The sequence below is a fragment of the uncultured Oscillibacter sp. genome (assembly GCF_950073225.1).
In the GTDB taxonomy this organism is placed as follows: Bacteria; Bacillota; Clostridia; order Oscillospirales; family Oscillospiraceae; genus Oscillibacter.
Genome location: NZ_CATMPS010000013.1, coordinates 61882 through 74337, shown reverse-complemented (window position 1 = coordinate 74337; position 12456 = coordinate 61882). Strand labels below are relative to the sequence as shown.

Annotated in this window: 9 protein-coding genes and 1 pseudogene; 3 read left to right on the top strand and 7 right to left on the bottom strand. The window is 44.1% G+C overall.

From position 1 onward, the window contains the following. The first annotated feature begins 695 nt into the window (after positions 1-695). Complete coding sequence (locus Q1M04_RS08555) at positions 696-1757, top strand: site-specific integrase (RefSeq protein ID WP_300447288.1); 1062 nt, start codon at positions 696-698, stop codon at positions 1755-1757. Between the two features lie 360 nt (positions 1758-2117). Continuing rightward, positions 2118-2329: pseudogene (locus Q1M04_RS08550) on the top strand (DUF6061 family protein). A 76-nt stretch (positions 2330-2405) separates the two neighbouring features. On the opposite strand, the gene Q1M04_RS08545 reads toward Q1M04_RS08550, so the two are convergent. From Q1M04_RS08545 to Q1M04_RS08515, 7 genes are all read right to left on the bottom strand, one after another. Then, complete coding sequence (locus tag Q1M04_RS08545; protein WP_300447285.1) at positions 2406-2597, bottom strand: hypothetical protein; 192 nt, start codon at positions 2595-2597, stop codon at positions 2406-2408. A gap of 18 nt (positions 2598-2615) precedes the next feature. Then, positions 2616-4166, bottom strand: coding sequence for an IS3 family transposase (locus Q1M04_RS08540; RefSeq protein WP_300447282.1), 1551 nt, complete (start codon positions 4164-4166; stop codon positions 2616-2618). A 177-nt stretch (positions 4167-4343) separates the two neighbouring features. Next, positions 4344-6086: a UvrD-helicase domain-containing protein gene (locus tag Q1M04_RS08535; protein ID WP_300447279.1), complete on the bottom strand. Its 1743-nt coding sequence runs from the start codon at positions 6084-6086 to the stop codon at positions 4344-4346. Between the two features lie 14 nt (positions 6087-6100). Beyond that, the gene (locus Q1M04_RS08530) at positions 6101-8089 is read right to left on the bottom strand and encodes an ATP-dependent endonuclease (protein ID WP_300447276.1); all 1989 of its coding nucleotides are present in this window, start codon (positions 8087-8089) and stop codon (positions 6101-6103) included. A gap of 32 nt (positions 8090-8121) precedes the next feature. After that, on the bottom strand, positions 8122-9210 hold the full coding sequence (locus Q1M04_RS08525; protein ID WP_300447274.1) for a restriction endonuclease subunit S: 1089 nt from the start codon (positions 9208-9210) through the stop codon (positions 8122-8124). Next, entirely contained in the window at positions 9197-11113 is a 1917-nt protein-coding gene (locus tag Q1M04_RS08520; protein WP_300447271.1) for a class I SAM-dependent DNA methyltransferase, read from the bottom strand. The genes Q1M04_RS08525 and Q1M04_RS08520 overlap by 14 nt, the downstream gene beginning before the upstream one ends. A gap of 148 nt (positions 11114-11261) precedes the next feature. Beyond that, positions 11262-11798: an SLOG family protein gene (locus tag Q1M04_RS08515; protein ID WP_300447268.1), complete on the bottom strand. Its 537-nt coding sequence runs from the start codon at positions 11796-11798 to the stop codon at positions 11262-11264. A 102-nt stretch (positions 11799-11900) separates the two neighbouring features. Here Q1M04_RS08515 and Q1M04_RS08510 point away from each other — a divergent pair, with 102 nt between their 5' ends. Further along, a complete protein-coding gene (locus tag Q1M04_RS08510) occupies positions 11901-12107 on the top strand; it encodes a helix-turn-helix transcriptional regulator (protein ID WP_300447265.1) in 207 nt (68 codons plus the stop codon). Positions 12108-12456 lie beyond the last annotated feature (349 nt).

Below are 12456 nucleotides of genomic sequence, written 5' to 3'. Positions count from 1 at the left end.
TTGCGCCCTTCGACCGGGCTGGGACTGGAAAAGCGAGGAATTCATCCCCCAATATGGCCCTTTATTGGTCGTTTCCTTTACCTTTGTCTGTTTGCCTGGCTTTTACCGGCTTTAATCAGTGCTTCCTAAAAATGTATGAGTATGCGGCCAATAGCCACTGATTCCTCATAAATTGCCATATAATTCCCTGGTAATTCCCCATAAATTCCCCCTCCCAGGGCCTTGCAATTCCCTAGTCCCCTGTGCTATGATTAGACTACCAAAAAAAGGATGCTCCCTAGGCCATATGTGGTCTGGGGAGTATCCTTTGTCTCAACATTTATCTTTTGAAAAGGAGTGGTCTTATGGTACGTACTAGAACAATCCGTGAGGCAGCATCTTACTTTCAGGAAAACGACCCGCAGACCTGCCTGACTGAAACAGCAATCCGCACACTGTTGCGCACAGGAGCTGTGCCCAGCGCCCGTGTTGGCAGGAAGTACCTCGTCACCATTGAGGCACTGGAAGCCTATCTTGCGGGCTCTGTAAAGTCAAAGACACCCGTAGCGCCTATAGCACCCCGAAAGTGGCAAATCAAGTGAGCAGACGCATTTTAGCGGCGTAGGGAAATAAAATAATTTCTTGTGAGTTTTAAAGAAATGCGGTATAATTTTATCGCTCTGAATCACAAGGCATTATTGAAAGGAGAATGCCAGATGGCCTCAAAAACCCAAAAGAAATACGCCTACCTCACCAAAACAATCAGTATGCCAGATGGAACACGAAAATATATCAGGGGAAAGACTCAGGAAGAACTGGATGAAAAAGTCCTTCAGGTTCAAATCCTGGTCAAGGCCGGAGTAGACGTTTGCAGTGAAGAAACCTTCGGCCATTTCGCTCAGATGTGGTTTGATATCTACAAAAAGCCTTATCTCCGCGAAAAAAGCCAAGATGCAATCAAATATGTGCTCAATCATCAAATTTTACCCCAGCTTGGCGATTGCCGTCTTCAAGACATCAGCCCCATGCAGATTCAGGCACTTATGGCGGGCCTTGCGGGAAAAAGCAATTCCCTGCAATCAAAGGTGCTGATCCATCTGCGCAGCATCTTTACCGTGGCTATGGAGAATGGCCTTGTCGCTAAGTCGCCCGTAAGCTGTATGCTGAAAGCTGGTGGTAAGCGGGCGGAGGAAAAGACTGCCCTGACACCCGAGGAAAGCAGACTGCTTTTGGAACGGGTCAGTGACACCCGCGCCAGGACGTTCTTGCTGATTGCCCTTCACACGGGAATGCGCCGCGGCGAAATCATTGGTTTAATGTGGGACGACATTGATTTTCAAGAGAAGGTCATTCGTGTCCGCCACAATGCCATCATCAAAGAAAAAAAGACCACCATCAGCAACGACCTCAAAACGAAAGCAGGACGGCGGGATATCCCCATATCAGAGGAACTTGAACTGTGGCTGGCTGAACGGAAAAGCAAAGCCCGCTCGAAATTTGTGTTTACCATGAAAGACGGGAAGCCTATGACACAATCCTCTTACAAGAGTATGTGGCGGTACATTGAAAAGGAGCTTCCCAACACGCACATTTCCGCACATATCCTTCGCCACACTTACATAACCCGTATGTTTGAGGCTGGTCTGGACATCAAGGAAATCCAATACCTGGCTGGGCATAGCAGCGTAGATATGACCCTGCGGGTCTATACCCACTACGACCAGCGGTCCAGAAAAGCAAAAACCGCCGAAAAAGTGCGTGAAGCATTGAGGACGTAAAGAAAAGCATTTTGTTCAATTGTTGCAAATTTGCAACAGAGCGCCAACTAGAAAGTGTCAAGGTCCGCATATAAGCCGCTCTCGAACGCCTGCAAAGGTCAAAACCCCGCAATCCCTTGTGCGGCAGTTCGTTCAGGGCTCTAAAAAATTTGCAACACTTTTGCAACAAAACAGCCGCAAATGACCGAAAAACACGTCAAATTACGGGAAGCACAGCAGGGTAAAAATGGCAACAGAAAAACCCTCAAACCGTTGCCTTTCTAGTGGTAAGGAACTACCTCGACTTGACATCATCAGCTGGCAGTTCGTAGTGCATAGGACCAGTAATTCGTTCAAGATGATTTAAGGAGGTTCCTGCTAATGGCATCATTACTTTCCTGCGAGTTCAACATTGACACCGCTTGCGTAGAGTTGAATTTTGCGATGGCAGCATGATTTCTATTGATTGTACCGCTGTGGAGGATGAGGTTGCCAAGAATATATACCAGCGGTCAGCGTTGGATTGGCTAATCTATAATAAACCTCTGGAGTATGTGCAGCTAGTTCTTGACGGCGACTTGGAACAGTTGTAAGCAGACAAGCAAAAGGGGCCAATTGGGGGTGCGGACATTTACTTGGACCTAAAAGCCTAAGCAATGCCATCTCAAATCAAAGGAAATCTTTGAACTTGCCCGCTTCCACGTCAATTTTCAACGTAGGAACAAACGCGTCATTTTCCACAATGGAAATGCTGGCAGTCGTATCGATGTAATGACCTGAAGTTGTTTCATAAATCTCAATTTCAATCTCATCATCGTTCTGATACGACATAAGCAGATCGATCAAATCTCCAGCTTTCATACTCTACCTCCATAATTATTATGCAGCCAGTCCAAGGCTTCTCCTGTATTCCAATGGACTCATCCAGCCAAGTGACTCTTTGATGCGGCATTCATTGTACCAGCGGATGTAGCCATCCAAAAGTCCAATAAATTCCTCTATGGAAACGTCTTTCCACCGCTTGCCGTAGAAGAATTCGTTTTTAAGTCGGCCAAAGAATCCTTCGCAGGCCGAATTGTCTGGGGAACATCCTTTTTTTGACATGGAACGGGTCAGTCCTGCTCCTTCCATCCGATCAATCCAGCCTGGCCAGCGATAATGAGAGCCCCGATCACTATGAACGACAGGGAGCTCACCGTTCCTCAGAAGAGATATCGCTTCATCTAACATCGTGTTTGCTAAATCGGCGCTTGGCGAGACTCCAATAGACCAGGATACAACCAGCCCGTCAAAGCAGTCAATGATTGGAGATAAATAGACCTTGCCGGCAGGAATGCTGAATTCAGTAATGTCGGTAAGCCATTTGGTATTGGGCGTTTCCGCATGGAAGTCTCGATTGACAAGGTTGGGGACCTCAGGACTTATTTCGCCGGCATATGCGTTGTATTTCTTACGTTTTACGTAGAGAACCGCCAGCCCCTCCTCCTTCATCAGTCTGCGGACAACTTTCTCTGAAACTGGACGCCCACTTTTCTTCAGGCTTGCGTGAATACGGCGGTATCCATAACGTTTGTCCGCCGTGTGAAAGATAGTCTGTACTTCCGTGCGAAGCTCCTTGTATTTGTCTGGTTTGTGCAGACAGTTCTCTTGATAACAATAGCTGCTTTTTGACATATGCAGAACCGAGAGAAGTTCTTTTAGCCGATATTTATCTCTAAGGGCGTCAATCACTTCGGCCTTTTCTCGATTGTTTATTGCTTTTAGATTGACGCCCTGGGCTTTTTTTAGAAGTTCAGCCGCCTTTTCAAGAATGTCATATTCCAGCTGCGCCCGATAAAGCTTCTCGGCCAATGCGGCCTCCTGGGCTTGCAGATCCTCAATTCGCTTTTCCAAAGCGGCAACATCTTCTGACGCTGGATTTTTCCTTTTGGGCATGGCTGAACATCGCTCCTCGCCAAGCTGCTGCTTCTTCCATTTGTATAAGGACACGCGGCTTGCCCCGTGGGCGGCGGCAACCTCTTGCGCCGAACCCTGACGGGCACATAAGTCGATAACAGCCTGCTTCTTCTCTTTTTGAGGATATTCTACCATTGCTTTCCCGGATACGCAACGTTTTTCCCTGTCTGGAAACGTCTCATTCAGCCATCTGCGAAAAACAGTGGGACTTGGGTATCCCAAAGCCTTTGTGGTTTGAGCTGCGCACCGCCCATGTTCTGCGTAGTGTTTTAACGCGGCTTCTTTTTGTTCCTTACTATATTTTCCTGCACAACGATATCTCTGGTGCAGGTCTCTATCTTCTTCGTACTCCCTGGCCCATCTCTTGAGAGTATGCCGGTCTGGATAACCCAGTTCTCGGATTACTGCCGCTGCCCTATACCCATACTGGATATATAGTTCCACTGCTTTTTTCCGTTCTTCATAGCTATACATGCGGATACCTCCACCTCAGTTTGGTCCAGGTTTTCGTCCGCACCCCCAAATGGTACACCCTTCTGTCTGTTTACAACAGTATGTGAAAGGCACACCGGAACATCGGCTGATGGATTGAACAAAATAATCATGGAACAGCCCATCGGTCAGATGATCGGTGGGCTGTTCTTTGTCATCTTAATGTGTTGTTTTCAAAAACTGTGGGTAGGTATAGATGTTGTCTTTACCGATGAGGTCTGTTAAGAAATCCTCAAATACAGGTTCTACTGGAACGGTAACGAAAAGGAATAATCTTTTTTTGGGTCTTGAGCAGCATACATAGAAAAGATTTCGGTTTCGTTCAAATGATGCCTCCTTGCCTCTAGGAACAGGAGAATGACCTGTTATCATTGGTGCATAGGTTTCAAATTGGTATTGGTTCCACCCTTTGCTCACAACGAAAACGACATTGTCATATTCCTCACCTTTGACACCATGCTCAGTAGAGAATACTGCTTCTGGATACAAAAAGTCTATCGCAGCCAGAAACTGTGTGTATTCCAACTCCAGGAAAGATCGAATTGTAACTTCTGCAATATAGATGGTTTCCGGAGCATCGTGGTACAAACGATAATATCCATCCAGTTTTGGAGGTATGGGAATTAAACCAGTTTGATATACCAATTCTAACACATTAATCGCTTTTTGGGCCCGAGCTTCTACCAACCGTTCCCGAAGTTCCTGCCATTTTACCTTTTCAGACTTTTTGGTAATAGGATAGCGTTTAATGTCAAGCGTATCAAATAGAAGCTGTGTGTTTGATGTGCAGAGTGCCTTGTAAATCGGTTCGACTGTATTCATAAAGAATAAGAGAAAAGGATCCTCTTTGTTGCGAAGTCCATCACCCAAAACATCCAAAAGTTGTTCATACCCCTGTTGCATTGCAAGAACTTTATGTGTAATCATCAGAATTTTAATGGACTCATCATTTGGGGTGTCCTGCTTTATTTTTGCTTCTATTTCATCTAATCGAGATTTTAATACCTCGGGAGGCAACTCGCCTTTGAAATTACGGTCCGTGCGTCGAGTGCCGTTGTAATCCTCACAGGTAATTACAAGAACCTCTCCACCAAATCCATCAATCGCAGATTTTTGGGGTAAGTCTGGACGAATATCATTGAGAAGCTGTACTATTCTCGGTGCGGATCTAAAATTTGAACTTTTCTTGATTACATCGATATTGTCATGTTCTATTGCGCCACAAGCCTTATTAGATTGGTAGATTGTTTGCCAAGCATCACCAAAAAAACCGAATTGCGATCCAATACCTTTCGCAATGAAATAATCAACAAATCGGTCAATAATAGGCTTATAAGAGTCCTGATATTCATCAATTAGAATTAAAGGATACTTGTCCGCAAACACACGGCGAAACTTAGCATTATCTAAAAGTAAGCAGAATAGCTTTAAAACATCGTCATGATAAAGGTACTGAATGCCATTTTCCTTGTAGCGATGTCCCAAAGTATATGCAACTTCAGTAACTTTATTAAAATCCCCCTCGTCTGGCAGAAAATCAGGATTTGTTGTGACTGCATCGACCAAAACACTCTGATACTGTTTGATAGCATTCCATGCAAAAGAGTGGATTGTGGAGGGAAGAATAAACGAATCTTTTGCAAGTCGCTCTGCAATCACATCTACTGCTGCATTTGTATAGGTAATACATACCACATTCTGTTTTTTTCGGCTGTAATCAGACCATTTATTTGCCTGTATCCATTCAATAGCTCGGTTCAGAGAGTAAGTCTTGCCAGAGCCCGCACCTGCTTCGACACGAAAACTGTGCCCGGACTTAAGCGTTTCAATAATCTCTGCATCAATCTTGTCAGCTTCAGCTTTTGCAAGATTATAATTTGCACCTATATACTCACTACTCATGAACTGGCACCTCCTTACTCAAGAACTCGTTGGTTATTTAGCCATATTAACCCCGATTTTATGTACTCCGGAACACAATAATCGGGGTATTCATAAATAAGGTTGAGTGCAAAATCTGTTTTACTTTCACCCTTGAATTCAAGATCTTCTTCGCTTATGCTGTCACCTAAATCGTAGTACTTTCGATTGACATTGCGAATTGCTTCCTCCAGCGAGTGTCCGCACAACCCGTTTTCGGCCATTTGGAACTCTATATGACATTTCCCTCTGGTCTTATCATCTGGAGTCATCGAAGTAATTTCTGTGAGATCGATTTTTGATGTGTCGTTCTCTGGAAGGTCCTTATTTCTGCGGACCCACCATTTTATTGTTTCGTTCGATGTTGTTTCTCCCTGACTAACCACTACGGACTTTTTTACTACCTTTCCACCTTTGCTTACTCGGTCTGCTACAGAATCCAAATCAGTAAGAATCAAGCATGGTACTCCCAGAAATTCAATAAGTGGAATAAATTTATGTGCATAGGCTCCACCGATCTCAATTAACGCATAATACTGTGCAGATAAAGGATATTTGCAGGAACCAAATACCCCACCTGTTTCACACTTTCCGATCATATCTGGTAGTAACAAACGCTCGGAGGCACCTTCAACGAAAATCGCTTTATCCGCAAAGAACAAATCACATTTGGTCAAAGTTAAATACTTCCTGATAAAATCCACATTATCTGAATTGGCTTGAGCAAAGGTACTCAAATTCTTGTAAATCACACCAGCGTTAGACTTTTGCGCATAGCGAACCTTTGCAAATTCCATGGTGTTTGCTATATGAGCAGAATGTGAGGTTAGAAAAGTCTGGATTTGAACAGTAGAGAGCGTGCTAAGAAACTTTTCCAAATACGCTGCAAAAGCGGTTTGCATTTGCGGATGCATATGGGATTCCGGTTCTTCAATAAAGAGCAGCGGAACACACGCAACACCACGCTTTTCAATATCCTTGGCAAATGCAGCAAGGAGGAACTCCATTTTAATCAGATTTTTGTAACCCAGACCATTGTGGGAACTCGGCAAACTTTCGTTTGCTGCGCCAGAGATATACGATAGCTTAGTCTGATTCTTTATCTGATCATCGATGCTGAGCTGAGTCGTAACCCCAAGCGTCAATTCTTCTATGTTTGGATAACCAAAGCCAATAGAACTGTTCACAACTGCACTCAGAATTTCATCACTTTGCTTTTGAACATCGTTATTTGCTTTTTCTACGATTGCACGCAATCGCTTTATTTCTTCGGCAATATCTGGATCCAAATCCCCTTCACTCATATCAAAGAAATTAGAAATCAGCGAACTAAGGGAATTATTATGTGTGTCGTCTTCACCAAGAACTCGTTCAGCGGGAATGGCATGGAATGGGAACAAGTCATGTAATTCTTTTTGGCTTTTTACTTGTTTGTCCTCCAGATCGTTTGGATTGATGGCATATACGGTTAATCCAAACAAGTTGCCGAAATTGTCGGCAAGTACATTATGCGCTTCCTCGTTCGGTGAAAAAGCGCCGTCCTTATAATAGCTGCTTTCCAAGAGTGCCCGCAATGTTTTTTCGTCTGTTTTCAAACGATACTCTGCATGAATCAGGGCTGTTGTCGTATCCACATCGACATCAATAATGAAAGGTGACAAAGCTCCCAGGTTATCATTGGGGTCTTCTAATGAATAATCCACCAAGAAATCTATGGAGATAACCTCTATCTGTTTACAAAGGTCCTCATAGGAGAGCTTTTTCTCCATAAACAGTGCAAATTTATTATAGAAATCTTCCCGCATTAATAGCGGATAGTCATCGAAAGATATAGAATTTCCTTCCAGCACATTTCCAATACACGAAAAACACGATGTTTTTGCAGTATTGTTCCTACCCACAATTAAGGTTGTCCTAGGATCAACTTCCAACTCGGCATCAATAAGCAATCTATAATTTTTGATTCTGATTTTTGATAATTGCATATTTGCCTCCGTTTTCTATCTGTAGTAAGCTGTCAATCGTTTGTGGCTATCGTATCAGTTTTATTTTTTGAATCAAGATACGCTAAATACTGCTTATATTTGCGAAGCATCATATTTTTAGCATACTGCTCCATGTATTCATAGTCAGGCGTTCCGCTGTCGGTAACAGGGAGCATAATTCGGGTATTGGTCATGCGTTCTGCATTAAATTTATATAGATAGCCAAATTTGCTTTTTTGCTGCAAGATTACTACTTTCATAAATAGCAGAACAAACGCATTGTCTTTATAGCTTTTCAGATGAAATCGCTTTACTGAGTCAGAAAAAATGCATTCATATGGATGATAAAATCCAATAACCATTCCGTTCCCATCATAATTTACGCCGAGGACATTTCTGTCTAATGATGCATTATTATCACTAACAAAACGTGCTACCCCGTTGTTATTATCTAACGCACCTATAAATGGCCTGCTTCCGGGAGTCGTGTCTGCGGCAACAAGTCGTTTACCTGGCAAAATATCAAAGACATCCGAGATAGAAAAGGAATCCCACGACATTTCTGATAAAGCAGGAAGTTTAACTTCTTCACCTAAATTAGCAATACTTTTTTGGGCATAAGTACGGTACTTATTTATTAAAGACAGACGTTTCTGTTGTGTATATTCTGCCATATACTTGTAATCCGGTTCCCCCGAATTTGTAACAGGGAGCATATCTTGAATCCGCTTTGCTCGTGGTAATGAAATTGATCGCCCATGACCAAAAATGGAGTGCTGTTTTGAGATGCTTGCTGTCATATAAAGCAGAGCATCAGGTGAAACCATATTTTTAGGGTGTAATGCTGTAACATGAGTATCTAACGCGAAATCGCTTGGTTGATAGTACGCTAAACCCGCACCACCGTCTCCATCATTGTTAAGCGATATAACATTGCCACCTTTGACTACTTTAGATGGAGTCGCAATAAAGCCTTTAACACCATTATTTACCTTTCGGGCAGATACTAGCGGAGTATGGCCCTCCGCAAGTGCTGCCATGTTCTTTTCTTTCCCACGTTCAAGATTAAACATCGAATCCAGACTTACAGAAACCCACGTCCTTCCTTCAAGTTTCTGCATTTTCGTTACCTCCTTGCTCAAATAGGTACTCTCGATTCTGCATAATCATCGAAAACTCAAATGTCAGATAATCGCCAATGGTTTTTTCAAAGTCAGTGTCTGTCGGAATCTCATCATTGAAATAGAAGAAAGCATGTAGCCATTCATCCTCAGCCGTTACCGTGGATTCGACACAGAACTTTGAAGTCGCTTCAGCCCGGCTAAACCATACATCGAGCAAGTGCTGACGTTTGTCCTTAGCAGCATCACCCTCCACAAGGCCAACATGAGCACGCACTTCATATCCATCATTGCGGAAATCAATAAATTTACAGACTTTATCACCGGGATGAGGTTCATGGGCGGTAAAAATTGCAATAACAGGGTTAGTACCTACGCCATAGAAGGTATCTGTATTGCAGGTAATGACGCCTTCCAGGGTATGGTGCTTCATGATACTTTCCTTAAACGCCTGCTCATCTTTCGTTTTACCTGTCATAGAAGACTGCGGAACGATTACCGCAGCTCGTGCTCCTTCAGTTAAGGAATCAAGCATATGCTCCACAAACGAAAGCTCATACTGCGAGGGATCAGCTTTAGTACCTTGAGAATAGGGTGGATTCATCATCCCGACAGTAGCACCCTTAAGCTGCACCTGAGCAGGAATCTGACGCAAGAAATCTTCACATTTGATGTTACTGTTACCATCATCGCGGAGGATCATATTTGTTGCAGCGATTGCGAACATATTACTCTGGAGTTCAAATCCGTGCAGTTGCTTTTTCTTGATGCTTTTTCGCTTCGTTTGATCGGTACCAGCTTTTTCAAGCATATGGTGCATTGCGGCAACCAAAAAGCCAGCGGTACCGCAGCAAGGGTCAAGCACAATGTCCGTAGCCTGGATGTTCAGCAAGTCACAGAACAGGTCGCAGATATGTCGAGGTGTAAGGACAATCCCCAACGTCTGACCATCACCGCCTGAGTAGCTCATAAATTCGCCATAGAATCTTCCGATAAAGTCTTCACTGGAACTGCGATATTTAATGTTGTCGAAAACATTCTTTTTCAGGAATTCCGTATAGAATTTCAATGGTGTCTTACCCAGTTTGTGGTCGATCTCGTTCAAGCGAGCGCTTGTGCGAATAATCGAAAATTCACTCATTAGCTTATCGCGCTTTGCATCTGGCCCAACATTGGATGCTTTAAGACGCCGTTGGATGGCATCATAGATTAACTGGCCATCTGTAGTAGTTTCATCACCAAGTAAGTCACTTGGTTTGAAAAATTTATCATCCAATGCCAGCAGGATACCGGAAACCACCAGCGGCTTGTCCTGATCTTTTAGCGAGCCATAGGTGCGCAGATATTCATGTAATTCCGCTGCATCTTTCAAAATTTCCTCGGTAGTTTTTTCTATATCCGTCTTTTCCGCAAGAACATAGCGGGTGTAATACTCATCTATATTAGTAACAGTGAACGATGTAAAAGACTCAATATCAGGTAAGAGTTTGTATCCATCTCTGTCATCTACATACAAAGGAGTAATTTTGTGATGCTTTTCGTCCCCCGAAACTCCGATTGCAAACACTTTATGGAATGTACTGTTTTGAGCAATATGCTTGGCATAAAAATATACTCCATTAACAGCATAGTCAGCAATATCCCTCTGTTCAACAGATAGGATTCCCGTATCGGTCAGCTTTTGATGCTTGGCCAGATCAGCTTTATCCTCAATGACAATAACGAAGTCCTTGACAACTGCAACATATTCCGGATATCCAGCGTTTCCGGTACCACGCTTTGAAGCACTTTGTAGAGCATCGTTAATTTCTTTCACATTACTACCTTGGGCATCATATTTAATTTTGGAGTCATCAAGTTGACGCGCTACCCACAAATCGGTTCTTATTTCTTTCTTTGCCATCTTTTTATCCAATCCTTGTATCATGAAAGTAGTAGTTTATTGTGGCCGTTGTTACAAAAGTGTACCAATGGTTCTGAGGCTATCACAATCGGCTCTTTTAGTGATGTTATTATTGTACCGCATTTTGTAGAAAAATGGAATAACTTTTTCATGAGTCACAAACATTTTGAGTAGTTGTCATAACCATATTAGGGTTCAGTGCGATAATCTCCCGCCCCAACTTCCTAGCATACCTCACCGTCATTGCCGTCCCACCCCGCTGCTCCCCGTTGTAAACAGCCAGCAGGCAGGCGGCGTGATCGACCAGATAACGGTTGCGTTTCAGCATATAATTTTTGCTATACTCCCGGTTGACATACACAATCTCGTCCGCCTGCTCCAGAATAGAAAAATACAGTTCCCGCGCCGAAGCCGACCACTCGTCCGCCTGTCCCTCGCAGGGCAGGACACAGTGGAGCTTCAGCGCGGGATTTTCTTTTTTCAATGCCAGCACCGCCAGAGCGGCCCAGGTGTCGGTGCCTTCCGCCATGCCGGAGAGGAAGTCCGTATACCCAGCATCCACCCGCTTGACAATTTCTTCGGTAATTGCTTTTTTCAGAGTAACACATCTGATATCAGCCTCATTATAGCCCCAGGGAAATTTTTTCGGACGATGACCTGTGAACGCACAGCATCTTTCAATCATCACAATCTATCTCCTGACTTTAGTTTGACTATGGGGATTATATCCCCTTAACAATGGAGATTATAACCCCCATACTGGATAATGTCAATCGGGGGTGTGGCTGTGATTATTTTTGATAAACTGTGGGATGTGATGAAGGAAAAAGGCTTTTCCACATACCAACTAAGGGAAAAGTGCGGTATCGACAGCAAGACCATCCGGCGCTTGCGGGCAAACGACAACATGGAAACCAAGACACTGAATAAATTGTGTACAGCCCTTGATTGCCGTCTGGAAGATATTGCCGAATATGTTCCAGATGAGCAGTAACAACTCCACGGCTCTGCGGATGCAGAACCGTGGAGTTGTTAGCATTTTCGGGGCGGGGTATCCAGGCTGCGATCTGGCAGCATGGGTACCCAACGCCCCGAAAATGGAGGGGGAATCCAAGGGGGGAGACCTCCCCTCTTGGCACACGACTTTCGGAGAAAGTCTAGTGTGTTATACCTTTTGTCCCGGCTGGCGCGGGAAAGGGGCGGCGCGGTCTGGCGCAGTCACTTTCCCGTACCAGGAAATCAGGCAGTGAGATGGAGCGGCAGCAATCATCCCACTGCCTGATTTTGGGAGGGACAAAAGGTATATACAGCCCCCGTCCCTCGTCCCGCCGCAGCGACATCGC

Excerpts from the sequence above, each read along its gene's own strand:
- Q1M04_RS08555 (WP_300447288.1), top strand. The coding sequence starts at position 696 with ATGGCCTCAAAAACCCAAAAGAAATACGCCTACCTCACCAAAACAATC.
- Q1M04_RS08545 (WP_300447285.1), bottom strand. The coding sequence starts at position 2,597 with ATGAAAGCTGGAGATTTGATCGATCTGCTTATGTCGTATCAGAACGAT.
- Q1M04_RS08540 (WP_300447282.1), bottom strand. The coding sequence starts at position 4,166 with ATGTATAGCTATGAAGAACGGAAAAAAGCAGTGGAACTATATATCCAG.
- Q1M04_RS08535 (WP_300447279.1), bottom strand. The coding sequence starts at position 6,086 with ATGAGTAGTGAGTATATAGGTGCAAATTATAATCTTGCAAAAGCTGAA.
- Q1M04_RS08530 (WP_300447276.1), bottom strand. The coding sequence starts at position 8,089 with ATGCAATTATCAAAAATCAGAATCAAAAATTATAGATTGCTTATTGAT.
- Q1M04_RS08525 (WP_300447274.1), bottom strand. The coding sequence starts at position 9,210 with ATGCAGAAACTTGAAGGAAGGACGTGGGTTTCTGTAAGTCTGGATTCG.
- Q1M04_RS08520 (WP_300447271.1), bottom strand. The coding sequence starts at position 11,113 with ATGGCAAAGAAAGAAATAAGAACCGATTTGTGGGTAGCGCGTCAACTT.
- Q1M04_RS08515 (WP_300447268.1), bottom strand. The coding sequence starts at position 11,798 with ATGATTGAAAGATGCTGTGCGTTCACAGGTCATCGTCCGAAAAAATTT.